Below are 24,175 nucleotides of genomic sequence, written 5' to 3' on the forward strand. Positions count from 1 at the left end.
CACCCCGCGTTTCGCTCCGAATCACACTCATCCCGTTTGCCTACCCGCATGCGCCTGATGCCCAGCACACCCAGGTGCATGACGTAGCGCCCTCCTGATTCTGCGCAGGATCAGGCAGACAGGATTTGCCCCGCTATGGCGGCCAGCACAACCACCAGCACCGGCGGCAAGCGTCCATAGACCAGCAGGCCGAAGGCGGCCAAGGCCAGAGCGAAATCGGTGCGTCCGTGGATGGCGCTTGTCCATACGGGGTCGTAGAGCGCGGACAGCAGGATGCCGACCACCCCTGCGTTAATGCCCGCCATTGCAGCCTGGATGCTCGGCCGGTGGCGCAACCGCTGCCAGAACGGTAGCGTGCCGATCAGCACGAGGAAGGCTGGCACGAAGATCACGATCAGCAGCACCAGCCCGCCAAGCCAGCCGTGCAAGGGCCAGTCGGCCACAGTGCCGAGATAGGCCGCGAAGGTGAACAGCGGCCCCGGTACGGCCTGCGCCGCACCGTAGCCGGCCAGGAAATCGGCATTGCCGACCGCGCCGGTCGAGCCGGTGACTGCTTGCAGCAGCGGCAACACGACATGGCCGCCACCGAACACCAGTGCGCCGGCGCGGAAGAAGCCGTCGATCAGCGCAGCCATCGTCGAGCCGCTGGCCGCCGCCCACAACGGCAGACCGAGCAGCAACGCGGCCAGCAAGCCCAACGCTATCGCGCCAGTACGGCGCGACACCGCATACGAGGCCAGATGCGCTGCCGGCAGCGGCGGCAGTTGCAGCCACCAGCGACCGATCAGGCCCGTCATGACGATGGCCGCGACTTGCACCCAGGCCGACGGCAGCAATAGTGTCAGCAACGCGGCCAGGATCGCTAGCGCGGCGCGGGGCCGGTCGGGGCACAGCGTTTTCGCCATGCCCCACACCGCTTGCGCCACCACGGCGACGGCAACCACTTTCAAGCCATGCACCCAACCGGCTTCAGCGAGCGGGTGGTATTCGGAAATGCCGTAGGCGAACAGGATCAGTACGAGCGCTGAGGGCAACGTGAATCCGACCCAAGCCGCCAGTGCGCCCCACCCACCAGCACGGCCCAAGCCAAGCGCCATGCCGACCTGGCTGCTGGCCGGCCCCGGCAGGAACTGGCACAGCGCGACCAGATCGGCGTAGCTGCGATCGTCCAGCCAGCGGCGACGCTCGACGAACTCCGTGCGGAAGTAGCCCAAGTGCGCGATTGGCCCGCCGAAGGAGGTCAGCCCCAGCCGCAGAAAGACCAGAAAAACGCGCCCGGCGTTGTCGCGCTCTGCGGTGGCTGGCTCTGGCATCAAATCGACTCCTGTTTCATGCGCTTGGACAACGCTTCGGCGCTTTCCTTGCGCTCGCTGTACCGATCCACCAGATACGGTGCCGCGTCGCGCGTGAGCAGCGTGAACTTCATCAGTTCTTCCATCACGTCCACAATGCGGTCGTAATAGGCCGAGGGCTTCATGCGCCCGGTTTCATCGAACTCCTGATATGCCTTGGCGACCGAAGACTGGTTCGGGATGGTCAGCATCCGCATCCAGCGACCCAGCACGCGCATCTGGTTGACCGCATTGAATGACTGCGAGCCGCCTGATACCTGCATCACCGCCAGCGTCTTGCCCTGGGTCGGGCGCACCGCTCCGGAGGACAGCGGAATCCAGTCGATCTGCGTCTTCATCAGGCCGGTCATCGCGCCGTGGCGCTCCGGCGAGCACCACACCATGCCTTCCATCCATTGCGCCAGTTCGCGCAGTTCCTTTACCTTCGAATGATCGTCGCCGGCATCGTCCACCAACGGCAGGCCCGACGGGTTGAAGAACCGTGTTTCGCCGCCGAGCGCACGCAGGATGCGCGCCGCTTCTTCGGCGGCAAGGCGGCTGTACGAGCGGTCGCGCAGCGAGCCGTAGAGCAGCAGGAAGCGCGGCGCGTGCGTGGCGCGTTCGGGTGTCAGGAGCCGTTCCTTGTCCGGCTGCTGGAACAGCGTGGCATCGAGGTTCGGCAGGCCGATACGGGTATCAGACACGCTGCCCCTTTGCATCCACTACCGCCTCGCCGTCTTCCTTGTTGAACGCGCCGCGCTGCGGATTCGGCAGAATGTCCAGCACGGTTTCCGAGGGGCGGCACAGCTTCGTGCCCAGCGGCGTGACCACGATGGGCCGGTTCATCAGGATCGGATGTTGCCCGATGGCATCGAGCAACTGATCATCCGTCCATTTTGGGTTGGCCAAGCCCAACTCCGCATAGGGCGTGCCTTTCTCGCGCAGCACCTCGCGCGCGCTCAGGCCCACGTCCGCCAGCAGCTTGACCAGCGTTTCCCGCGTCGGTGGCGTCTTCAGGTACTCAATGACCGTGGGTTCCTCGCCGCTGTTGCGGATCAGGGCCAGCACATTGCGCGAGGTGCCGCAGTTCGGGTTGTGATAGATCGTGATGTTGCTCATGGGTTTCTCTCAGTTCGTTGCGTGGCCGCGCTCGTACCAGCGGCGCGAGCGGTTGACCACGCGCACCACCAGCAGCATCACCGGCACCTCGATCAGCACACCCACCACGGTGGCCAGCGCCGCGCCGGAATGGAAACCGAACAGGCTGATGGCCGCGGCCACGGCCAACTCGAAGAAGTTGCTCGCGCCGATCAGGGCCGACGGGCCGGCGACGCAGTGTTGCTCGCCTGTCTTGCGGTTGAGCCAATAGGCCAAGCCGGAATTGAAGAACACCTGGATCAGGATCGGCACCGCCAGCATGGCAATGATCAGTGGTTGTTGCAGGATGGCTTGGCCCTGGAAGGCGAACAGCAGCACCAGCGTCAGCAGCAGCGCGGCGATGGACAGCGGGCCGATGCGTTCAAGGGCGCGGTCAAATGCGGCCTGGCCCCGGCGCAGCAGCGCCCGCCGCCAGAGCTGCGCGACGATGACCGGGATGACGATGTAAAGCGCCACCGAGATCAGTAGCGTGTCCCACGGTACGCTGATGGCCGACAGGCCGAGCAGCAGGCCAACGATGGGCGCGAAGGCGAACACCATGATGGTGTCGTTGAGTGCGACTTGCGAGAGCGTGAATACGGGGTCGCCGCCGGTCAGCCGGCTCCAGACGAACACCATCGCCGTGCAGGGCGCGGCGGCCAGCAGGATCAGGCCGGCCACGTAGCTGTCGAGTTGGTCGGCCGGCAGCCACTCGGCGAAGACGTGCCGAATGAAGATCCACGCCAGCAGTGCCATTGAGAACGGCTTGACTGCCCAGTTGACGAATAACGTCACACCGATGCCGCGCCAGTGCTGTTTGACCTGGCCGAGCGCACCGAAATCCACCTTGAGCAGCATTGGGATCACCATGACCCAGATCAGCACGCCGACCGGCAGATTGACTTGGGCGACTTCTATGCGGCCGATGGCCTGAAACATGCCGGGCGCGAACTGGCCGAGCGCGATGCCGGCGACGATGCACAGCAGCACCCACACGGTCAGGTATCGCTCGAACACGCTCATGGCGGAAACAGTCGGTGCGCGGCTGGCGGATGCACTGGCGGTCATGGTTGCCTCACTTGCGTCCAATGTCGTGCAGCTCACGCTGCAAGGACATGGCATCGAGGCGCTGGAGCGGCAGCGACAGGAACAGTTCTATGCGCCGGCGCAGCGTGATGGCCGCGTCCATGAACGCCTTGCGCTGTTGTTCCTCGGTGCCTTCGACGGCGGCCGGGTCGGGCACGCCCCAATGCGCCGAGACGGGCTGGCCCGGCCACAGCGGACACGCCTCGCCGGCGGCGTTGTCGCAGACGGTGAAGATGAAGTCGAACACCGGCGCACCGGGAACCACGAATTCGTCCCAGCTCTTGCTGCGGTAGCCCGTGGTCGGCAGGCGCAGGCGTTCCAGCGTGGCGAGTGCCAGCGGATTCACTTCGCCTTTCGGGTGGCTGCCGGCCGACCAGGCACGGAAGCGGCCTTGGCCCAGCTCATTGAGCAAGCCTTCGGCGAGGATGGAACGGGCCGAATTTCCCGTGCAGATGAACAGTGCGTTGTAGGTGGTGTCGGTCATGGCGTCAGCAGTTGCAGTTAGGGGATTCGGAAACCTCGCAGACGCCGCCCTGGCAGCAATGCTCGGTCAGGTAGCCGATCAGGCCGTTCATGTGACCGTACTCGGCGCGGTAGATCAGGTTGCGGCCCTGCTGCTCGATGGAAACGAGGCCAGCGTGGGCCAGTTCCTTCAAGTGGAAGGACAAGGTATTGCGGGCCACGTCGAGCTGATCGGCGAGGACGCTGGGCGTGCGTCCTTCCGGCCCGGCGACGACCAGGGCGCGGAATACACGCAGTCGTTGCGTGTGGGCCAGCGCACTCAGGGCGGAAACGGCTTGATCTTCATTCATTATTCGATGATACAACAATTATAGAATTAATAGAAAGAAGAAAGGAAAACACCGCTTGGTGGCGTCCCGGCGTACCGCCGTCGGGTTCGCGGGCTGCGCCCCGCGCTTCGTGCCGAATCGCGGCCATCCGGCTTTGACCCCTGACGCCTTCGGCCCTGGCGGGCCTGCGCGCTCCGCTTGCACAAAGGCGAGTGTGTGCATTGGGCGGGTGTGGGCGGTCTTGCTGTTCCCTTCACCGTATCACGGCGTTTTCGCCGTCAAGGGCTGCGCGTGCTTGCACGCTTGCGGCCTGGCAGCCGTCCTCGACCCCTGACTGCTTGCGCTGCGCCGTGCTCTCCACGGTTCCGGGCAATTCCGCCCGAGCAACCGGAGCACGATCATGTCGCAACTGTCCTTTTCCTCGTTCGATTCCTCGCTGATGGTGCGTGACGCACAGGGCCGCTACCTGCTGGCGACTGCCGAGCAGATTCTGGAGGCCGCGCGCCAGGCCATCGAGCGCAAGATGCAACGCGGTACGTCGTTCACGTCGCCGGCGGCGGTCAAGGAGTACCTGCGCGCCAAGCTGGCCGGCTTCGAGCATGAGGTGTTCGCGGTGCTGTTCATGGACACGCAACATCGGCTGATCGAATACGCCGAAATGTTCCGCGGCACCATCGACGGCGCATCGGTGTATCCGCGCGAGCTGGTCAAGGAGGCGCTGCGGCTCAATGCGGCGGCGGTCATCATTTCGCACAACCATCCGAGCGGCAATCCCGAGCCGAGCGGTGCCGACCGGGCGCTGACCCAGCGGCTCAAGGAGGCGCTGGGGCTGGTGGACGTGCGCGTGCTGGATCACGTCATCGTGGCGGGCACCGACACCACATCGTTTGCCGAATGCGGCTTGATCTGACCAAGGGGCTTCGGCCCCTTTTTGCTGCGCCCGGCGCGGGCCGGGCGAAAACGCTGCCTCGGATTTCCGAGACAGCGTTTCGGAAATTCATGGCCTGCATGGAGGTATGGGGCGGTCTTGCTGTCCCCTTCATCGTGCCACGGCGTTCTCGCCGTCAAGGGCTGCGCGCGATGGCGCTTGCGTCCTGGCGGCCGTCTGCGACCCCTGACTGCTTGCGCTGCGCCGTGCCCCGGAAGGGTCGGGCAATTCCGCCCGGCAACCTTTCAGGAGTTCACCATGAACAACGCACTCATCACTGCCGAGCAGCGCATCGTGCTGCAGGCCAACGGCCGCGCATCGCTGGAGAACCCGGACTTCGATCCGGCCCCGGTGGTCAAGCTGTTCACGCCGGACGGTGGCGCGACCTGGCTGCTGACCGAGATTGATCCCGACAACCATGACCACGCCTTTGGTCTTTTCGACCTGGGCCTGGGCGAGCCGGAAATCGGCTGGGTCAGCTTGAACGAGCTGGCGACCGTGCGCGGCGGGCTGGGCCTGCCGATCGAGCGTGACCTGTATTTCCGGGCCGAGAAGCGGTTGAGCGGCTATGCGCGCGATGCGCGGCTGGCTGGGCGGATCGTTCTCTGACCTCGCACCTGGAGCGCCGCAAGGCGCTCCTTGCGCTTTCTCGACCATCACAGGAGATCAATGCCATGAGCAGCCATCACGACTACATCATCGAAATCACCGCGCAGCACGATGCGCTCAAGCCGTTCGCGCCGGAAAACGGCCAGCCGCTGCGCTTCAAGATCGGCGACGCGGTGATCTTCACCAACGAGTACGGCGCACAGTTCCGGCTCCGCGTCACCGGGTTCTATCAGCCCACCGGGCTTTCAGGTATGTACGCCCGCGGTGCGCGCTACCTGCTGGACTCGGCATCGCCGTGGATGCCGGTTGCGGAATCCAGCCTGCGTCCTGATGGCTCGGCCTGATGCCTTCGCGCCCCTTCCGGGGCGCTGCGCGCTTCGCTTGCCTCTAGGGGAAAGCCCTGCGGGCTATCCCCACCGCGCGATGCTTGGCACCCCTAAAGACCGCCGAACCGGCTGCGTCGGCTCGGCCAGAAATCCGCAGCCACAGCAGAACCCGCTTCCCGATGCGTGGGGCGTAGTGCGCCTGGTGCTCATCGAACCTTGAAGGCTGGGCGTCCCCGGCCAAGAAACATGGCCGGTCGCGCTGTCGTGCGCGTAGCGCATCGAGCCGCCTGCGGCGTCTCGCCCCTGTCGGGCTTCCATCGTTCCCTCGCTCCGCTCGGCTGACGCCTTCGGCCCGGCTTCCAGATCCGGGCCTGCGCGCTTCGCTTGCCGTGCAGTCAGCGCAAGGGGAAGGCCGTTGCCATGTCCAGCCGTCTCCCCTGACTTCATCACCTTGTCCGCGACTGTAGCCCGCTCCCGCGTGCCATCAAGGCGCGCAGGGCCGTGTCCTCGGCTACGCCTGCGGGCCGCACCACCCCCTGCGCTTGTTTCCTTGACGGCCCCCGTCCGCGCGCTCCTGACCGTCGCGGGCGATGAACTCAGGAAGACGGTGGCAACAGGGCCAACCGGGTTCCTCTCGCCGACCGCACCAAACAGCCGAAAGGCTGGGCTCCGAATCTAGGAATCCGGTGTGCGGTGAACAGCAAACCCTTTTTTCTTTGTCAGGAGAAATGAAATGCAACTCGCATCCCGCTTCGCTTCCCGCTCCCCCTCGCTGCGCAGCGACTACCCGCTGTCCGATGACCAGATTCACCGCGTAGCGCCGTCCATCTTCGCGGACGCGCCGCATGAAAGCCGTTCGCAGCGGTACGCCTATATCCCCACCGCCGCCGTGCTGGCCGAGCTTCGCAAAGAAGGGTTCCAGCCCTTCTTGGTGACGCAAACCCGCGTGCGCGATGAAGGCAAGCGCGAGCATACGAAACACATGCTGCGCCTGCGCCACGCCAGCCAGATCAACGGCGCGGAGGCCAATGAAATCGTGTTGTTGAACTCGCACGATGGCACGAGCAGCTATCAGATGCTCGCGGGCATGTTCCGGTTCGTGTGCAGCAATGGGCTGGTGTGTGGCGACACCGTGGCCGATGTGCGCGTACCCCACAAGGGCGACGTTTCCGGGCATGTCATCGAAGGCGCTTACGAAGTCTTGCGCGGCTTCGACCGGGTGAAGGATTCCCGCGATGCCATGCGTGCGATCACGCTGGACGAAGGCGAGGCCGAAGTATTCGCCCGCGCCGCGCTGGCCCTCAAGTACGACCCCACCGACAACAAGCCCGCGCCCATCACCGAATCGCAAATCCTGATGCCGCGCCGGTTCGACGACCGCCGCCCGGACTTGTGGAGCGTGTTCAACCGCACGCAAGAAAACCTGACCAAAGGCGGATTGCATGGCCGCAGCGCCAACGGACGCCGCCAGCAGACCCGCCCCGTGCAGGGCATTGATTCCGATGTGCGCCTCAATCGCGCCCTCTGGATGCTGGCCGATGGCCTGCGCCAGTTGAAAGCCTGATTCCCCACGCGGCAGGGGCAGGCAGCAGCCCTTGCCGCTTCTTTCGCTGCTGCATCCCTGAACCGTTAGGAGTTATCACCATGAACGCAACCACCTACACCGAAGCCCGCGCCGTCAATGCCGCCGCCGCTATCCCGCTGGAAGCCGCCGACCCGACCAAGAACCTGATTCTGGTTCCGCTGTCGCGGCTGGTGCTGCGCCCCACGGGCCGCAACGTGCGCAAGACCCCGCGCATGTCCATCCCCGAACTGGCCGCGAGCATCCAGCGCGTGGGCCTGCTGCAAAACTTGATCGTGATTGCCGCCGCCGATGGCGAACATTACGAAGTCGTGGCCGGTGGCCGCAGGCTGGCCGCGTTGAAGCTGCTGGCGAAGAAGCACCGCATCAGCAAGGAATGGGAGGTGCCTTGCCTGCTGGTGGCCGATGGCACGGCGCGCACCGCCAGCCTGACCGAGAACGTGCAGCGCGAAGCCATGCACCCCGCAGACCAGTTCGAGGCATTCGCCGCGCTGGTGGCCGAAGGCCGACCCATCGAGGACATAGCCGCCGATTTCAGCGTGTCCCCGCTGGTGGTGCAGCGCCGCTTGAAGCTGGCGAACGTCTCGCCCCGGCTGCTGGCCGACTACCGCGCCGAAGCCGTAAGCCTTGACCAGTTGATGGCCCTTGCCATCACCGACGACCACGCCGCGCAGGAAGCCGCCTTCTACGATGCGCCGACGTGGCAGCGCCAGCCGTCCGCGCTGCGCGACCGCCTCACCGAGCGGGAAATCGACGCCTACCGGCATCCGCTGGTGCACTTCGTCGGGCTGGACACCTATGAAGCCGCAGGCGGTGGCGTGCGCCGTGATCTGTTCGCCGAAGGTGACGCGGGCGTGTATCTGACCGATGCCGCGCTGCTGGACAGGCTGGCGCAAGACCGGCTGGCGGGCATGGCCGCCCAGGTGAAGGCCGAAGGCTGGGCATGGGTGGATGCCACGCCGGGCGTGACCCATGCTGACCTGCACGCTTTCCAACGTGCGCCGAGGGAGCGGCGCGAGCCGACCAAGCGCGAAGCGCAGCGCATCGAGAAGCTGCAATCCAAGATGCAGGAACTGGCCGCAGCCGTGGATGACGCGCTGGACGCCGAGGACGAGGACAAGGCCGATGCACTGCAAGAGGAAGGCGAAGCCGTGGGCGAGCAGTTGCAGGCGCTGGAAGATGGCTTGCAGGACTACAGCCCGACCGCGAAGGCCGCAGCCGGTGCCATCGTCACCATCGACCGCAACGGGCAGGCCGTGATTCATCGCGGGCTGATGCGCGAGGCCGAGGCCAAGGCGCTGCGCACGCTGGAACGCCTGCGCCAAGGTTTCAGCGGCGAGGATGCCGGGAACGACGACGAAGGCGAGGACGGAGACGGCGACGGCGACGGGCAGCCAAAGACCGCCGCCATGTCCGACCGGCTGGCGCAACGGTTGAGCGCCCACCGCACCGCCGCGCTGCAAATCGAAGTCGCCCGGCATCCGCAAGTGGCGCTGGCCGCGCTGGTGCATGGCATGGTGCAGACCGTCTTGCAGGAAAGCCGCTACGGCCACGACTTGCCGCTGGGCGTGAGCCTGAAAATGCAAGACCGGCTGGAAGGCATGGCCCCGGACTGGCCGGAATCGCCCGCCGCCGTGGCGCTGCGCGAACTGCAACAAGTGGCCGGTGAAGGCTTGCCGCAGGACAGCGCCGAACTGTTCGCCGCGCTGCTGGCAAAGCCGCAAGACGAACTGGTGCGGCTGCTGGCCGTGTGCGTGGCTTCCACGGTGGACGTGGTGACGCCTCGCGCCATGCTGCGCCAGCCCGGCGAGGAACTGGCGCAGGCCGTGGGCCTCGACATGGCAGCATGGTGGCAGCCGAGCGCGGAAGGCTACTTCCAGCACGTTCCCAAGGCCGCCATCCTGCAAGCCGTGGGCGAGTACGCGCCAGAGCAGGTTTCCCGGCTGGCGAAGTTGAAGAAGGCCGACATTGCCAGCGAAGCCGAGCGGCTGGCGAACGGCACAGGCTGGATGCCTGCCATCTTCAAGGCCGAAGGCACGCAGGCAGCCACGCAGGCAGAACCGCAGGCAGAACCGCAGGAGCAGGACGACGCCCCGGAGGATTCCGAGGCAATGGCGGATGAACCCGCCGTGGCGCTGGCCGCTTGACCCGCGCCGACAGCAAGCGCCCCGGCCTCGACCGGGGCGCTTCGCTGGAAGGAAAACGCCCCATGACCCGCACTACCACCAGCCGCCCACGCATGGCGGCGATCTATGCCCCCGGCGTGGTACGCGCCCGCCGCTGGCACGGCGACGGCGACGTGCGCGGCTACCGTCCGCCCTCGGGCTGGTCAGCCCGCGCCGACCTCACCGACATTCACCCCATCACGGGCCGCGCCTTGCCGCGTGCCGTGTGGTGGCTCATCGAGACGAAGGAATAACCCGAACAGCACCGCGCCCAGGCCGTTCCGCCCTGGGCGCGGTGAAAAGAAAATCCGGGCGCGGCGGTGGCCGCGCCCGGTGTTCAAGGCCAACAGCCGAATCAGAACGCCGCCGCCTTCGCGGTGGCTCAGGCGGCGGCGTTAGAGCAGCCGAGCATTCGCCCGGCCCATACCTGCGCGCTACGCTTATGTCCAGGGGAAAGCCCTGCGGGCTATCCCCCGCCGCGCAATGCTTGGCGCCCCTTGATGCCGCCGAACCGGCTGCGCCGGATCGGCTCGGCCAGCGCCCCGCCGCGATGGACGGCGTGCCGGCGAACACGCTGGCGCTTGCTGCGGCGGGTTGTGCAAATGCGTGCGGTCCTCAACGCTGGCGGTTCCTGCCTGTCACGTCACGAAGGACGGTTCACGGACAACCCGCCCGACATCGCTATGGAGCTTCCACACCACGCCTCAAGACCGGCACCGCAAGGTGCGGCAGGGGCGTTCTCGCCTGTCGTCGGGTGGTTGACCTGGCCCGCGTCAGCGGGCGAGCCGGAGCAGCCTTCATGCGGGGATGCCGAGCCGGCCCCATCTCCTTTCGGAGCGGTTCGGCCCAAGGCGTCCTTGTCTCGTTGTGAATCCTGGCGGTGGCGCGGCTGCGCCTCGGGCTTCATGACTGCAACCGTCCGGCGAAAACAATTTCCCCGCCGCTGCGCGGCTTCCTCGCGCAGCAAATTCTTTTCGCCTTCCGGTTCTCCACTGCGTTTCGACCGCAAGCGGTGCAGCCAGCCCGTCTCCCGCCAGCCGGATCACAACAAGGACGCGATGGGCGCGAACCTTGTTCAACCGACAGGAGAAAACATCATGGCCAACATCGGCACCTTCACCGCAGACAAAGACGGCTTCACCGGCACGCTTCGCACCCTGACGCTCAATGTCAAGGTCAAACTGGTTCCCAACGACAAGGGCAGCAGCGAGAACGCTCCCGACTTCCGGCTCCAGGCCGCCGGTCACGACATCGGCGCGGCATGGAACAAGAAAAGCGAGGCCGGGCGGGATTACAAGTCCGTGAGCATTGACGATCCTTCGTTCCCGGCGCCGGTCTATGCCCGCCTGATCGAAGGCGAGGACGGCACGCACGACCTGATCTGGTCGCGCAGCAAGCCCCAGGCGGCGTGACCGCCACAGCGCCCCGCCCATCGCGGCGGGGCGCTGTGCTGCTGATCGCAGCACATCACCGCATCACGCACGCGGCTTCGCCGCGTCGCGTTCGCTCAACACCGCCTCTAGCTCCTGGCGCACCTGCGCCAGCAGCTCGTCGGCCTTGCTCGGGCTGTTGCCCGCATAGGCCAGCGTCAGCAGCGTGAGCGGGTGGATCTCCATCACCTCGCACAACTCCGCCAGCTTGTAGAAGGTCGGGCTTTTCAGATCGCGTTCGAGGGTACTCATATAGGTGCGGCTGGACACGTCAGAGAAGGCTTCCTGGCTCAAGCCACGCGCCTTTCTGACCGTCTTCAACGCCTTTGCCAATGAATACCCAGCCGCCACCTATGGTTTCCCTCAAAAAACCAAGATGACAGCCCATTGCGCCCTATAGGACTACAATCTATAGTGTTCATTTGGTGTTGCTATCCGTTTTTGTGCCTTTACGGAAATCCGCATCGGCGGGTTCCAGCAAAGCCACGGAACCGCGTCCGTGCTTGCGCACGAAGGCACAAATCCGGCTCGGCAGTTCTGCGCTTTGGCGCGAAACCGCATCCGTGCATCATTGGATTCGTGGGATTACCGACCATGCCCCAGCCACTCGCCACCGACCCAGAGCGCGCGCAACTGCTCGCCAACGGCGAGGCCCGTGCCGCTGGCCGGGCCATCGACCCGGTGCCCGTGGTGCGGCTGTTCACGCCCGACGCGCATGTGACTTGGCTGCTGGCGGCGCTCGATCCCGCCGATGGCGACACCGCTTGGGGCCTTATCGACCTGGGGATCGGGATGCCCGCGCAGGGCACCGTCAAGCTGTCCGAGCTGGCCGGCATCGTCGGGCCGCGCCAGCAGCCCGTACTGCGCGACCTCTATTTCCGGCCCACGCGCACGCTGTCGGAGTACACCCGCCTAGCCGAGCGAGACGGGGCCATTCCAGATTGACCACCGCCGACTGTGACTTTTTCAGTCTTTTGTCATACCGGGCAAGTCTCAATCGGGATTATTGCGGCATACCCACGCCAGTCTGATCCAAATAGACATGATGCCCCGCGCGGGCTGCGGCAGGCTGGACGATACGGCGTCCCACGGCTGGGGCGCCGCTGCCCCGCCATTGAGACGACTACCGCAACGCGTCGGAGCCAATCGGTCTTGACAGGTCCATCCATCTTTTTTAACCCATGACGTTCTGACGATACCGATGTAGCGCGTAGTTCTTCCGTGGCGGCCAGTCCTGTTCGCAGGGAGGTTGCGTCATGGTCGATCGCAGCGCCGAGCCTTGGTATCCGACTGCCGCGTACCTGTACGCGCTGCATTTGGACGACCTCGCGCTCGCCTGGGAATACCTGCGCAGGCATCCCGACTACCGGCTCGACTGGCTGCGCCGTCATCGCCGGCCGCAGGCGGCACAGGACGCGGCGCATCGCTGGGGCTTGCGCCTTCTGGAAGACCCGGTGCTGGATGTGCGCGACGCGCATCCAGCCTGGCTGCCCGGCCACGCTGCCGTGGTGCAGCTCTATCCCGACGCCGACCCGCCGCTCGATGCGGCGGTCTTTGCGTTCTGGCACATCCCTGGGCACAAGCAACTGCTGCATGACGGCAAAGGGCTGGCGCTGATCGCGCGCAGCCCTGGCCGATGCGTGCGCTTCGTGCTGGCGCCCGGCCTGGAGGACGGCATGGCTGTCGCCTATGCCCACCGCGGCGGCGCTGCCGCGCCGGTGCATGGGCATCTGCCCAGCTCCGACATGGCCGATACGAAGCCCCGGCCGACACTCGCCGCGCTGCTGGAACTGCACACCTTGCAGGCGCTCGACGCAGCCCTGGCGGGCGCGTCCTTGCGCGAAATCGCCGAAGGGCTGTTCGGCGCCGATGCCGTGGCGGCCGACTGGCACGCCGACGGTGATCTGCGCGCCCGCGTGCGCCGTCTGGTACGGCGCGGCGATGCGCTGATGCGCGGCGGCTATCGCCGCCTAGCACAGCTTGCGCCGCTTGAGAAGGGACGTTTTGCAGCCGACGCAAAACGTCCCTGATCGAAAACCCCTCGCTTCTTGAGACTGCCTCCATCCGGTCGCGCTGTGTGGCTGGTCGTTTTCAACCGATGGAGGTTCACACCATGCGTCCCGCTCCCTTGCGGCCTGCCGCCACTGTCTCGACCGCTGCCGCGCAGCCGCAGCGTTACCTCACCAACGACGAAGCCGCCGAGTACCTGCGCCTGTCGCCGCGCACGCTGGAAAAGCAGCGCGTGATCGGCGGCGGCCCACGCTTTCGCAAGTTCGGCCGGCGCGTCATGTACGCCGTGGCCGACCTCGATGCTTGGGCCGCCGACCGCAGCTTCGAGACGACTTCCGATCCCGAGTACGCCGAGCACCACTCGGCGGACAGCCGTGCGCGCTGATCGCTGGCGCGCGTCAGGCCATCGTCATGTCCAGCCCCGCGCTGCCCGTGCGGCAGCGGCCGATGCAAGAGCGCGAACAGCTCGACCTGTTCCGCGCCTTGCCGGGCGACATGGCGCCGCGCGACAGCCAGGACTTGATGGCCTTTCCGTTCTTCTCGCTGGCGAAGTCTCGGCGCGTTGCGCCAATCGACTTCCGGGCCGGCAACGTCACGATCCGCGTGGAGGGCACAGCCGAGCACGGCATCGCCACGATTTGGGATGCCGACATTCTGATCTGGGCCGCCAGCCAGATCGTGGAAGCGCGCGACGCGGGCCTGCGCCCGTCGCGGCTGATGCAGGCCACGCCCTACGAGATCCTGCGCTTCATCGGGCGCGGCACGTCGCTGCGCGACTACCAGCGCCTCAAAGCGGCCTTGGATCGCCTGCAATCGACCACCGTGGCCACGTCCATCCGCGAGACGACAGGCCGGCGCCTGCATCGGTTCTCATGGATCAACGAATGGAAGGAACTGGCCGATGCCAGCGGCACGCCGCTGGGCATCGAGCTGATCCTGCCGGACTGGTTCTATGCGGGCGTGATCGACGCCGCCCTGGTGCTGACCATCGACCCGGCGTATTTCCGATTGACCGGCGGCATCGAGCGGTGGCTGTACCGCCTGGTGCGCAAGCACGGCGGCAGGCAGGAACACGGCTGGCAGTTCGACTTTCAGCACCTGTACCGCAAATCGGGCAGCGTGGCGCGCTACTACGACTTCGCCGCCGACCTGCGGGCATTGGTCGCGCGGCAGTCCTTGCCCGGCTACCACTTGGGCATCGAGCACGTATCCGGGCTTTCGTCGCCGCTGCTCACGTTCCGGCCCGTGCCGTCCACGGCACGGGGATAAGTGCGGGAGAGCCTGTGGACGGACTCGTGCTATCAGGCAACAGAAGTATCGTGCTATCAGGCAACGAACTATCGTGCTATCAGGCAACAAAATCGGCCGCAAACCCGCGCCAGCACTGGGTTTGCGCGCCCTCTAACTTCCCTAACTTAATTTCTCTAACTTTTAGTAGGGAAACGCCGCTGCGGTGGATAACCGCCACGCGGCCATCAACGCAGCAGCAACAGCCGGGCTTTCCAACATGGAGGGCCAAGCCATGATCGTCGCGCTACTCAACCAGAAAGGCGGCGTGGGCAAGACCACGCTCGCCACCCACATCGCTGGCGAACTGGCAATGCGCGGCCAGCACGTCGTGCTGCTGGACGCCGACCCGCAGGGTTCATCACTGGACTGGACGCAACGCAGAAGCCAGCAAGGCTTGCCACGGCTGTTCAGCGCCGTGGGCCTCGCACGCGAGACGCTGCATCAGGAAGCGCCAGAGCTGGCACGCCGCGCCGATCACGTCGTCATCGACGGCCCGCCGCGCATCGCCGCCTTGGCGCGCTCCGCGCTGCTGGCGGCCGAGCGCGTGCTGATCCCGGTGCAACCCAGCCCCTACGACTTGTGGGCCAGCGCCGAGATGGTGGCGCTGATCCGCGAGGCGCAAGTCTTTCGGCCTGCGCTGCGCGCGGCCTTCGTCATCAACCGGCGTGTCAGTACCACCGTGATCGGGCGCGAAGCACGCCAGGCGCTCGCCGACCAGCCGCTTCCTGCGCTGCGCGCGGAAGTGCATCAGCGCATCGTGTTCGCCGACAGCGTGGCCGCTGGCCGGCTTGCACGCGAGACGGCACCGGACAGCGCCGCCGCCCGTGAAATCACCGTCCTGGTGGACGAACTGCTGCGGTGGACGACATGACAGCGAAGCCACCACCGAACGGCAAGCGCGCAGCAAAGCGCGTCGGCATAGGCGCGCGTCCGCCCGCGAATCCGCACGCTGAAGCGTGGATTCGGCAAGGCGACGCCGATGCGCTGGGCAAGGGCGACCTCTACACCGCCCGCCTCACGCTCGACATCACGCCCGCCATGCGGGCGCGCATCAAGGTATCGGCCTTCACGCAAGGCGTGACCGTGGCCGACCTGCTGCGCGGCCTGCTGGAGCGGGAGTTTTCCGAGAACCGCAGGGAGAACACACCATGACCGCATCCACTGCACCTGCTGCCGCGCCTGCCGCTGGCGCGGCCACGGCTGCGCCACAGCCATCATTCAGCGCGCCTTCCGGCCAGCCCGCCAGCGCGCCGCTGACGCGCGTGGCGCTGGCCTACATCGAGGCCCGTTTCAAGCTCTACCTGCGCTTCGGCGAACCCGCGCGCACGCACCAGCTCGACCGCTGGCGGCGTAGCGCGGTGTTCCTGCCGGGTGCGGTGTTCTGCCGCGTGCGCTGGCAGTCCAACGATTTCGGCACCGTGCGCTGGCAGCTCATGGTGATGCAGGCTTGCACGCCGCTGGACGGCGCGCAGCGCATCCCCGGCGTGCAGCCGGGCGCGCGCCTGCTGCTGCACGCCGAGGGCGACGGGCAAGTGCGCGCCGTGCTGGAGCGCATCGACGCCATCGAGGCGCTGGGCATCGCAGCCATCGCCGTCTCGCCCGCGTACTGGCGCACGCTCGCCAACCGGCTTGCTGCGCGCCTGCCGCTGCCCGAATACACCACCGAGCGGCACGCCGCCTGGCTGACCGGGAGGGCGCTGCCATGACCGCCGTTTCCACTGGCGGCACTGCGCCGCGTCCTCGCTCGCACACCCGCTCACGCTTGCGCGCTCGCATCGTGCTCGCGGGCCTCGCCGCCTGCGGCCTCGCTGCGCTGGCCTGGGCGTCCTTCGTTCATCCGCTGCCGCGCCTGATCTACAACCCGTCCGACAGCGTGGCGGTCGGCTGGTATCGCATCGACCCGTTCGACCCACGCACCGCCTCGCTGCCACGTCCCTTGTCCGTGGACAGCATCGTGCTGGTGCCGCTGCCGACCACGGCCGCCGCACTCGCTGCGCAGCGCGGCTATCTGCCGGTGCGCGTGCCGCTGCTCAAACGTGTAGGCGCAGTCGCGCCGCAGCACGTTTGCGTTTTCGATGCGCTGGTGTGGATCGACGGCGTGCCGGTGGCTGCCGTTCGGCCCGCCGACCGGCTGGGCCGCCCGCTGCCATCCTGGCCGCAGTGCCGGCAGCTTCGGCCTGGCGAACTGTTCCTTCTCAGTGTGACCAATCCGGCGTCGTTCGACAGCCGGTATTTCGGGCCGGTCAGCGCATCTGCCGTGATCGGCGTCGCGCGCCCGATCTGGCTGGAGGCCCACCCATGATGGCCGCCGACTCACTGCACGTTGCCGTGCATCTTGTCGTGCCATCGGGCGTGCCGATCCCGTGGCTTTCCTCATGTCGTCGCGCGTGCCGTGCGAGCGCCGATCCTACGTATCGGGCGCCGCACTTCGCGCTGCCTTCCCATGTGCAGGCGTCTTGCCTCGAATGCGCCCGGCCTTTGGCCGTCGCTGCGTTCGCCGGCGCGCTGGCTGCTCGCGCAGCAACGCCGCCGGGCCGCCGCTGCCCGGAGCGTCAGCGAGGGGCAAAGGCGGAAGGCAAGACAAAAGGGTTCGGCACTCTGCCGCCCGCAAAGCCAGTCTGCACGTGGGGGTGGCGCGGCACGGCGCGGCTTCGCCGCCGTGCCGCGTGGGGCGCGAGGCACGCGCCGATGCAGGCATGTCCGCGTGCTTCGCACGCTCGGACACGCCGGAGCTTGCAGGGAGCACAGCCATGACCGACCGCGGCGACCATGATTTCTGGGTGCGCCCTGGCGCGCCGAAGAACCGAGGCAAAGGCCAGGGCCAGAGCTTCGTTTCCAAGGTGCTCAAGCAGGCTGGCAAGGCCAGCGGCGGCAAGTCGGCGGTGCGCCGTCCTACCGCTGGCGGGAGCGGCCAGCACGCCGGCCAGCGGCCCGGCTCACGGCTTGGACGCGGCCATACGGCGGCGCGCTTCGCAGGCGCAAAGCTGACCCCTATGTCACGGCGCGTGACCATCAAGACGCTGCTGGTCAACCAGCGCAACGCCAGTCCGCAGTCGCTCGCCAAGCACCTGCGCTACATCGAGCGCGACGGTGCCGGCCGGAACGGCGAGCCGGGCCGTGCCTACGGGCCGCAGACCGACGAAGCCGACCTCGATGCCTTCAAGGAACGCTGCCAGGACGACCGACATCATTTCCGCTTCATCGTCTCACCTGAAGACAGTGCGGAGCTGGACGACCTGCGCACCTACACCCGGCACCTGATGAACCGGATGGAGGCCGACCTGGGGACGCGGCTGGATTGGGTGGCGGTCGATCACTGGAACACCGACAACCCGCACACGCACCTGATCGTGCGCGGACGCGACGATACCGGCAAAGACCTCATCATCGCGGGCGACTACATCGCCCACGGCTTCCGCCATCGCGCCGCCGAGCTGGCGACGGAATGGCTGGGGCCGCGCACCGAACTGGAGATCCAGCAGACCTTGCAGCGCGAGGTGGAGCAAGAGCGGTGGACGAGCCTCGACCGCACGTTGCAGCGCGAGGCCGGCGAGGATGGCCGGGTGCAGATCGAACGCTTCAACGAACCCCGGCTGCAACGCCAGCGCCTGCTGCTGATCGGCCGCCTGCAACACTTGCAGCGCCTGGGCCTGGCCGACGAGGTGCAGCCCGGCACCTGGGCCGTCCATGCGGACGCGGAGAAGACCTTGCGTGCCCTGGGCGAGCGTGGCGACATCATCCGAACGATGCAGCGGGCCATGAGCGGCAAGCCTCGCGAGCTGGCGGTGTTCGAGCCGGGCGACGACGGCCGCACTATCGTCGGTCGCGTGGCTGCTAAGGGTCTGGCCGACGAGCTGCACGACCGCGGCTATCTGGTCATCGACGGGTTGGACGGCAAAGCCCACTACGTCGCGTTGGACGCCCGCGACGAGCTGGCGAACTATCCCATCGGCGCGGTGGTGGAGGTACGCGGTTCCGCCGAGGTGCGGGCGGCCGACAAGAACATCGCCACGCTGGCGAGCAATGGCCTGTACCGCACCGATCACCACCTGGCGATCGAGCAAGGCCGAGCCAAGCCCGGCCGCGACCCGCAAGAGGCTGTGGCGGCCCATATCCGCCGGCTGGAAGCCCTACGGCGGGCCGGCATCGTGGAGCGCGTGGCCGAGGGGTTATGGAAGGTGCCGGACGACTTGGCCGAGCGTGGCCGCCAGTACGACGCGCAGCGGCTGGGCGGCGTGGCGGTCGAACTGAAATCGCATCTGCCGATTGAACGGCAGGCCCGCGTCATCGGCGCGACCTGGCTGGATCAGCAGTTGATCGGCGGCGGCAAGGGACTGGGCGACCTGGGCTTTGGCGGCGATGCTAGGCAAGCCTTGCAGCAGCGCGCCGACTTCCTCGAAGAACAGGGGCTGGCCCAGCGGCGCGGGCAGCGGCTGATTCTCTCCCGGAATCTGCTGGAAACGCTGCGCAATCGGGAGCTGGCGCAGGCCGCCCAGCACATTGCCGCCGATAGCGGATTGGAGCATCGGCACGTCACAGACGGGCAGCGCGTAGCCGGCATCTACCGGCGCTCGGTCATGCTCGCCAGCGGTCGCTATGCGCTGCTCGATGACGGCATGGGATTCAGTCTGGTGCCTTGGCGGCCGATAATCGAGCCACGACTGGGGCAGCAGATCGCCGCGACTGTACGCGGCGGCGGTGTGTCATGGGAGGTTGGACGGCAAAGAGGTCCTGGGATTGGATCGGGGCCGTAGGCTGTCGTACCGAGTTAAGGTGTCGAGCAGCGTTTTGGCCCTAGCTTCTGTGCTCCGTTAAGACGACTAGTCTGTGCTTATCGACGACGCTGTGGGTGCATGGTTGCTTGCCAATTCCGGTGCAACTCGCAAACGCGCTGCCCCGACCTGAACTGCCCATTCAACGATCTGCCCGGCCAATATATCCGTGGCGACACCGAACGCGCTCACCACATCGGCCTCTCGCTTGCTGCCTGTGGCTTGGATTGCTTCGAAGCGTCTACTGGCAATAGCAGTCCGTTTGGCCGGATCGACCAGTTGCACATCGAGCCGAACCGCGGCGATCGCTTCAGTGCCGCGGTATTCGAGCTGGAACGCCCGCAGCGTACTGCGCAACTCCATATCGGCGCTCATTGGGGTGCTATCGGTAATCACGGAAGTCGACCGCCCATCGCGCATGAAGGCTTCGACGATTCGGTCACGCAGCAGCACCGGTGCGGGGTCGGCCCAACGCACTCCTTGCCAAGCCGACAAGCGACCATCGGGCTGCGCAATGAACAGCCGCTCCGAATCCAGGACGCGACTACTCTCAGGGGCGTAGACGCGCAGCGCCCCGGGTCCCGGAACGGCGCGCGGCGTACTCTCCGCCTGGGCGATGTGATAGTCGGGCAATTTGTAGGTGACCATTGGAGCTGCTTTGGGAAGCACACTGCACGCGGACAAGCCGAGTACTAGCGTCATAGTCACGGCAGCGACGGGAATCATCCTGGCGGAAGTGTTCACGGCTTGGTTTCCTCAATGTTCTCTCCACCGAGCAGGTATTGCGCCGGATTGCGATCCAGTCGGCGCAGCACGGTGTTTAGATTGGCCAGCGCCTGCTGGAGTTCGTGCATGGCAGGACCTGTGGCGGCCAAGCCCTGGTTCAGCGATTCCTGATTGTTTTGCAGTAGCGTCTCAACCCTGAAAGCGGCGCGTTCGAGGGATGCCGTTGCATCACGCGTGTTCACCATGATTTGCTTACCATCGTTATTTAGTAGCAGGTTGGCATCGCGAAGAGTGCTATTTGCTTGGCGCACGGCAGCTGTCGATTCTCTGCTTGCTTCGGTCAGATTGCTGATTAACGTCGCGATCTCGGCCCTCTGGTCAGCGACCGCGCCCGTGGTCTGTTCAAGATTCACCAGACTGCGGTGCACAAGAGCCAAATTCTCCTTCGACAGTAACTCCTGCGTGCGCAGCAAGATGCCGTTGAGTGTCGTCATGCTGTTCCCCTCACCGGAGACCAGGGATGCCATCGCCGAACGTGGTGCGAGGATCAACGGTTCCTCGTCCTCTCTCCGATCCAGCAATGGCACGTTTGGCCCACCGTCGCTCAACTCGATCACCGCGTTGCCGGTAATTCCCGTGATGACCAATTCAGCGCGGGTATCCTGCCGGACCGGGATGGTGGCATTGATGCGTACGCGCGCTATCGCCCGCCTTGGGTCTCGCGGTGAAAGAGAAAGTGCAACGACTTCGCCAATCGTGATTCCGCTGTACTGAACCTGGCTGCCGGGCGTAAGCCCGGTCACTGGCTCATCGAACATAATCCGGTAATACTGGTAATCGTGGTCGGAACGTGTGTCGCTGAGCCAAAGCGCGAAGCCAATACCAATCGCACCGAGCAGCACGACGAACAGACCAATGAATACATGATGGGCACGTGGTTCCATGATCAGACCACCTCGTTCTCAGAGTTTAAATATTGCGTGCGCCCAGCCCAATGCGTGCGCGACGGAAGAATGATGCAGATGCGGAGGGGTTTCATGGCTGCGTCTCTTGGCTGGAAGCACCAGTGGCCTGTGCGGCCGCACGGCCACGGGGGCCGTGAAAGTATTCCTGTATCCACGGGTGCTTGAAGCGCTCGACTGCCTCGATGCCGTCGTTGATGAGTACCTTCTGGTTCGCCAGGACCGCGACACGGTCGCATATGGTGTACAGCGTATCGAGGTCGTGGGTTACCAGAAACACCGTGAGGCCCAGTGCATTGCGCAGGGTCAGAATCAATTGGTCGAAAGATGCAGCCCCGATTGGATCCAGTCCTGCGGTGGGTTCGTCAAGAAACAGGATGTTCGCATCAAGCGCCAAGGCTCTCGCCAGTGCTGCTCGTTTCACCATGCCTCCGGACAACGAGGCCGGATACTTGTCTCCCGCTCCGGCAGGCAACCCCACCAAGCCCAGCTTGCTTCTTGCCAAACGCTCGGCAAGAGGCCGCGCCAGACCGACATGCTCGATCAAAGGAAGAGCGACGTTCTCCAAGACGGTCAGCGATGAATACAACGCGCCCTTCTGGAACAGAATGCCGAACCTTCGCTCCATACGCGCGCGCGCAAGCCATTGGGCTCGCAGTAGGTCGCGCCCCCCGATACGGACCACGCCCGAATGCGGCTTCTGCAGCCCGACGACGCTACGCAAGAGCACGGATTTCCCGGTGCCTGACCCTCCCACCACGCCAAGGATTTCCCCGCGCCGCACGTCCAGGTCTAGGTCCTGATGGACCTGCTGGGTTCCAAACCTGTTGTCCAGGCCGCGCACTTCAATAGCGTGTCGCACACCGTTGTCGGTGTCTTGCTTCACCGCGCTCACCAGCCCATCTCCATGAAGAACAGTGCAGCGATGGCGTCTATCAGGATCACCATGAAGATTGATTGCACGACACTAGACGTCGTGTGGTCGCCTACCGACTCAGCGCTACCGGCGACCTTGAACCCTTCATGGCAGCCGATAGCGGCGATCATCACCGCGAAGAGCGGGGACTTGCTCATTCCGACAAGAAAATGGCGCACCTCGATTTTTTCCTGCACGATGGCAAGGAACTGTGCGGGAGGAATTTCCAAGCTCAGTGCGCATACGGTGGCGCCGCCCGCAATGCCAGCCAAGATGCCTACTAAGGTGAGCAGTGGCAAGGACACAAGAAGCGCCAGCACGCGTGGCAGCACCAGTAACTCGATGGGGTCGAGCGCGTTGGAGCGAAGCGCATCGATCTCTTCATTTGCCTTCATCGAACCGATTTGGGCGGTGTACGCGCTTGCGGTACGGCCTGCAATCAATATGGCCGGGAGCAGCACTCCGAACTCGCGCATGAACGAGAAGGCGACCAGATGCACCGAGAAGATGCTCGCACCGAAGTTGGCCAGCACCGTTGCTCCCAGGAACGCCACCACCATTCCTACCATGAAGCTCAGTAGCGCCACGATGGGAATGGCGTCCACCGCTGATCGCTGGATTTGAGCGATCACCGAGGTCGCGCGCCAGCGACGCGGGTGACGAACGGTACGGCTCCATGTTTCGATGATCTGGCCCACGAACCCGGCCAGACCAAGACACGCACGACAGCCCTGTTCCAAGGTCAGGCCTATGCGTCCCAGACCGCGGAGCAGAGGATTCCCGCTCACCGCTGCTTTCTCCGTCTTCTGCTGATCGGTAGCAGCGGCGGCCAGCGCTCTCATTAGGGCGAGGCGATCCGAGGACAGATTTGGAGCTGCCTCCGGCCGGTCGAGTATCGAGTCTGGCCCGAGAATTTCCACCAGCAGAGCCGCGCCGGCGGTGTCCAGTCTCTGGACTTGCGTCCAGTCGAGTAAGGGAGTGGCGTACCCCTCGGCATGACTGATGCGGGCGGCGGACACGGATTTTGCCAGACTGGCGTAGTGCTCTATCGTCCAGTCGCCACCCGCCAGCCATTTGTGATCACCGCCGACCATGGCATCCTGCCGGAGCCAAGCCTGTGAAGCGTTGCTCATGGCTGCGTGTCCCGCCAAGCGCTGTCGATGCGCTCGATGCAGTTCGTGATCGCCGCTTTGGCATGACCCAGCAATGTGTACGAACCGGCGAACTCTTTAATGACGTTGCCGCGCTCGAAGCAACTGGCGGCAGCAACCCGGCGTCCCGTCCTTAAATCGACTGCTTCGAACTCTAGGCTGGCACCACCCGTCGTCACGGGTCCAACCAGCAGGGTCGTCATTGCATTGACTGCCCGATTCGGTGTCTGCAGTTCGGTGACCGCTACACGCACCCGAACCTGTCCCGCGCCACCTGGGGGGGCGGGACTTTTGCCTTCCTGGCGTTTCAGTTCGCTCGTCACATGGTCTAGCACTTCGCGCTGCTGCGCGTCATCGAGCCCATCGATGCGACCCGAGGCGGTCTTGATCTGCGCTTCTTCCACCACGACAGCGGCATAACGCTTGGGCTCGAATCCCGCTGCGCGGTACATCAGTACGTTCTCGTATCGTGTCGGCGATAACTTCTCGTAGTCGCCGAGAAATCCGGAGCGCGTCATGCTGTTGGTCGCGCATCCAGAGAGCGCGCCTGCTACGCAAAAAAAGATGCCGCCGCGGATCAATGCAGTTTTGCTCTTCATAATGGGTCTCCTTGATCAAACGAAACTAAGACAGGCAATGCCTGCTGCGATGAGGGCGGTGCCAGACCAGCGCGTTACCGATGCGACATCGCCTAGTAGGAGGGCGCCGACGCCCAAGTTTCCAAGTAGCCCGATTCCTGCCCAGGCTGCAGAGGCCGCGCTGATCGGAATCCGCTTGAGCGCGAACCACAAAAGTGCGCCGCTGGCCGCCATGCACGTCACTGCCACACAGAGGCCGACCCAGCGCATCGGACCGCCCGCCGTGATGGCCCGCAGGCCCAGTGGATAGCCCGCTCCTAGAACCCCTGCGGCAATGACAATCGACCAGGATTTCCAGATCAGCGGATGGGTGCTGAATCGCATA

General features: G+C 65.5%; 29 protein-coding genes. 16 read left to right on the top strand and 13 right to left on the bottom strand.

What is annotated here, in order from left to right; genetic code table 11:
* Positions 1-110: 110 nt before the first annotated feature.
* The 6 genes from chrA to GIW79_RS11250 are packed head-to-tail and all read right to left on the bottom strand — an operon-like array spanning position 111 to position 4,366.
* Entirely contained in the window at positions 111-1,313 is a 1,203-nt protein-coding gene (gene chrA / locus GIW79_RS11225; RefSeq protein ID WP_023121656.1) for a chromate efflux transporter, read from the bottom strand.
* Complete coding sequence (gene arsH / locus GIW79_RS11230) at positions 1,313-2,050, bottom strand: arsenical resistance protein ArsH (RefSeq protein ID WP_023121655.1); 738 nt, start codon at positions 2,048-2,050, stop codon at positions 1,313-1,315. The genes chrA and arsH overlap by 1 nt, the downstream gene beginning before the upstream one ends.
* Positions 2,028-2,450 carry an arsenate reductase (glutaredoxin) gene (gene arsC / locus GIW79_RS11235; RefSeq protein ID WP_023121654.1) on the bottom strand — a complete coding sequence of 141 codons (423 nt, stop codon included), beginning with the start codon at positions 2,448-2,450 and terminating at the stop codon, positions 2,028-2,030. Before arsC ends, arsH begins: the two co-directional genes overlap by 23 nt.
* Positions 2,451-2,459: 9 nt before the next feature.
* Positions 2,460-3,491 carry an ACR3 family arsenite efflux transporter gene (gene arsB, locus GIW79_RS11240; protein ID WP_031655583.1) on the bottom strand — a complete coding sequence of 344 codons (1,032 nt, stop codon included), beginning with the start codon at positions 3,489-3,491 and terminating at the stop codon, positions 2,460-2,462.
* A 52-nt stretch (positions 3,492-3,543) separates the two neighbouring features.
* On the bottom strand, positions 3,544-4,038 hold the full coding sequence (locus tag GIW79_RS11245; RefSeq protein WP_023121652.1) for an arsenate reductase ArsC: 495 nt from the start codon (positions 4,036-4,038) through the stop codon (positions 3,544-3,546).
* A gap of 4 nt (positions 4,039-4,042) precedes the next feature.
* The gene (locus GIW79_RS11250; protein ID WP_023121651.1) at positions 4,043-4,366 is read right to left on the bottom strand and encodes an ArsR/SmtB family transcription factor; all 324 of its coding nucleotides are present in this window, start codon (positions 4,364-4,366) and stop codon (positions 4,043-4,045) included.
* A 379-nt stretch (positions 4,367-4,745) separates the two neighbouring features.
* Here GIW79_RS11250 and radC point away from each other — a divergent pair, with 379 nt between their 5' ends.
* The 7 genes from radC to GIW79_RS11285 all read left to right on the top strand — a co-directional run bounded on the left by radC (position 4,746) and on the right by GIW79_RS11285 (position 11,367).
* On the top strand, positions 4,746-5,255 hold the full coding sequence (radC, locus tag GIW79_RS11255) for a RadC family protein (protein WP_023121650.1): 510 nt from the start codon (positions 4,746-4,748) through the stop codon (positions 5,253-5,255).
* A gap of 276 nt (positions 5,256-5,531) precedes the next feature.
* Complete coding sequence (locus GIW79_RS11260; protein WP_023121649.1) at positions 5,532-5,882, top strand: DUF2958 domain-containing protein; 351 nt, start codon at positions 5,532-5,534, stop codon at positions 5,880-5,882.
* 65 nt (positions 5,883-5,947) lie between these two features.
* On the top strand, positions 5,948-6,226 hold the full coding sequence (locus GIW79_RS11265; RefSeq protein WP_023121648.1) for a hypothetical protein: 279 nt from the start codon (positions 5,948-5,950) through the stop codon (positions 6,224-6,226).
* 715 nt (positions 6,227-6,941) lie between these two features.
* Entirely contained in the window at positions 6,942-7,772 is an 831-nt protein-coding gene (locus tag GIW79_RS11270; protein WP_023121647.1) for a DUF932 domain-containing protein, read from the top strand.
* 80 nt (positions 7,773-7,852) lie between these two features.
* Positions 7,853-9,937 carry a ParB/RepB/Spo0J family partition protein gene (locus GIW79_RS11275; protein ID WP_023121646.1) on the top strand — a complete coding sequence of 695 codons (2,085 nt, stop codon included), beginning with the start codon at positions 7,853-7,855 and terminating at the stop codon, positions 9,935-9,937.
* A 62-nt stretch (positions 9,938-9,999) separates the two neighbouring features.
* On the top strand, positions 10,000-10,209 hold the full coding sequence (locus GIW79_RS11280; RefSeq protein WP_023121645.1) for a hypothetical protein: 210 nt from the start codon (positions 10,000-10,002) through the stop codon (positions 10,207-10,209).
* An 843-nt stretch (positions 10,210-11,052) separates the two neighbouring features.
* Positions 11,053-11,367 (top strand): DUF736 domain-containing protein, encoded by a 315-nt coding sequence (locus GIW79_RS11285; protein ID WP_023121644.1) that lies wholly within the window; start codon positions 11,053-11,055, stop codon positions 11,365-11,367.
* 63 nt (positions 11,368-11,430) lie between these two features.
* Here GIW79_RS11285 and GIW79_RS11290 read toward each other — a convergent pair whose 3' ends face one another.
* On the bottom strand, positions 11,431-11,736 hold the full coding sequence (locus tag GIW79_RS11290; RefSeq protein WP_023121643.1) for a helix-turn-helix domain-containing protein: 306 nt from the start codon (positions 11,734-11,736) through the stop codon (positions 11,431-11,433).
* Between the two features lie 243 nt (positions 11,737-11,979).
* Here GIW79_RS11290 and GIW79_RS11295 point away from each other — a divergent pair, with 243 nt between their 5' ends.
* The 9 genes from GIW79_RS11295 to GIW79_RS11335 all read left to right on the top strand — a co-directional run bounded on the left by GIW79_RS11295 (position 11,980) and on the right by GIW79_RS11335 (position 19,439).
* On the top strand, positions 11,980-12,330 hold the full coding sequence (locus tag GIW79_RS11295; RefSeq protein ID WP_023121642.1) for a DUF2958 domain-containing protein: 351 nt from the start codon (positions 11,980-11,982) through the stop codon (positions 12,328-12,330).
* A gap of 311 nt (positions 12,331-12,641) precedes the next feature.
* Positions 12,642-13,415: a DUF2285 domain-containing protein gene (locus GIW79_RS11300; RefSeq protein ID WP_023121641.1), complete on the top strand. Its 774-nt coding sequence runs from the start codon at positions 12,642-12,644 to the stop codon at positions 13,413-13,415.
* A 98-nt stretch (positions 13,416-13,513) separates the two neighbouring features.
* A complete protein-coding gene (locus tag GIW79_RS11305; protein ID WP_020228437.1) occupies positions 13,514-13,780 on the top strand; it encodes a helix-turn-helix domain-containing protein in 267 nt (88 codons plus the stop codon).
* A gap of 26 nt (positions 13,781-13,806) precedes the next feature.
* Positions 13,807-14,664: a replication initiator protein A gene (locus GIW79_RS11310; RefSeq protein WP_023121640.1), complete on the top strand. Its 858-nt coding sequence runs from the start codon at positions 13,807-13,809 to the stop codon at positions 14,662-14,664.
* A gap of 253 nt (positions 14,665-14,917) precedes the next feature.
* A complete protein-coding gene (parA, locus tag GIW79_RS11315; protein ID WP_023121639.1) occupies positions 14,918-15,556 on the top strand; it encodes a ParA family partition ATPase in 639 nt (212 codons plus the stop codon).
* Positions 15,553-15,837, top strand: coding sequence for a hypothetical protein (locus GIW79_RS11320; protein WP_023121638.1), 285 nt, complete (start codon positions 15,553-15,555; stop codon positions 15,835-15,837). Before parA ends, GIW79_RS11320 begins: the two co-directional genes overlap by 4 nt.
* Complete coding sequence (locus GIW79_RS11325; RefSeq protein WP_023121637.1) at positions 15,834-16,391, top strand: DUF2840 domain-containing protein; 558 nt, start codon at positions 15,834-15,836, stop codon at positions 16,389-16,391. The genes GIW79_RS11320 and GIW79_RS11325 overlap by 4 nt, the downstream gene beginning before the upstream one ends.
* Entirely contained in the window at positions 16,388-16,987 is a 600-nt protein-coding gene (locus GIW79_RS11330; protein ID WP_033457388.1) for a S26 family signal peptidase, read from the top strand. The genes GIW79_RS11325 and GIW79_RS11330 overlap by 4 nt, the downstream gene beginning before the upstream one ends.
* A 448-nt stretch (positions 16,988-17,435) precedes the next feature.
* The gene (locus tag GIW79_RS11335; protein ID WP_000132148.1) at positions 17,436-19,439 is read left to right on the top strand and encodes a relaxase/mobilization nuclease domain-containing protein; all 2,004 of its coding nucleotides are present in this window, start codon (positions 17,436-17,438) and stop codon (positions 19,437-19,439) included.
* A gap of 66 nt (positions 19,440-19,505) precedes the next feature.
* Here the strand turns inward: GIW79_RS11335 and GIW79_RS11340 are convergent, their stop codons facing one another.
* The 6 genes from GIW79_RS11340 to GIW79_RS11365 all read right to left on the bottom strand — a co-directional run bounded on the left by GIW79_RS11340 (position 19,506) and on the right by GIW79_RS11365 (position 24,174).
* The gene (locus GIW79_RS11340; protein WP_003124411.1) at positions 19,506-20,105 is read right to left on the bottom strand and encodes an ABC-type transport auxiliary lipoprotein family protein; all 600 of its coding nucleotides are present in this window, start codon (positions 20,103-20,105) and stop codon (positions 19,506-19,508) included.
* Between the two features lie 92 nt (positions 20,106-20,197).
* Complete coding sequence (locus GIW79_RS11345; RefSeq protein WP_000433686.1) at positions 20,198-21,127, bottom strand: MlaD family protein; 930 nt, start codon at positions 21,125-21,127, stop codon at positions 20,198-20,200.
* Positions 21,128-21,218: 91 nt separating this feature from the next.
* Entirely contained in the window at positions 21,219-22,031 is an 813-nt protein-coding gene (locus GIW79_RS11350) for an ABC transporter ATP-binding protein (RefSeq protein ID WP_024944155.1), read from the bottom strand.
* A gap of 5 nt (positions 22,032-22,036) precedes the next feature.
* On the bottom strand, positions 22,037-23,194 hold the full coding sequence (locus GIW79_RS11355) for an MlaE family ABC transporter permease (protein ID WP_000063629.1): 1,158 nt from the start codon (positions 23,192-23,194) through the stop codon (positions 22,037-22,039).
* Positions 23,191-23,811: a DUF3313 family protein gene (locus tag GIW79_RS11360; protein WP_000837791.1), complete on the bottom strand. Its 621-nt coding sequence runs from the start codon at positions 23,809-23,811 to the stop codon at positions 23,191-23,193. Before GIW79_RS11360 ends, GIW79_RS11355 begins: the two co-directional genes overlap by 4 nt.
* Before the next feature lie 15 nt (positions 23,812-23,826).
* Positions 23,827-24,174 (bottom strand): DMT family transporter, encoded by a 348-nt coding sequence (locus GIW79_RS11365; RefSeq protein WP_038421338.1) that lies wholly within the window; start codon positions 24,172-24,174, stop codon positions 23,827-23,829.
* Between the last annotated feature and the right edge of the window lies 1 nt (position 24,175).

It is taken from the genome of Pseudomonas sp. PA-7-1E (genome assembly GCF_021605325.1).
In the GTDB taxonomy this organism is placed as follows: domain Bacteria; phylum Pseudomonadota; class Gammaproteobacteria; order Pseudomonadales; family Pseudomonadaceae; genus Aquipseudomonas; species Aquipseudomonas fluorescens_BV.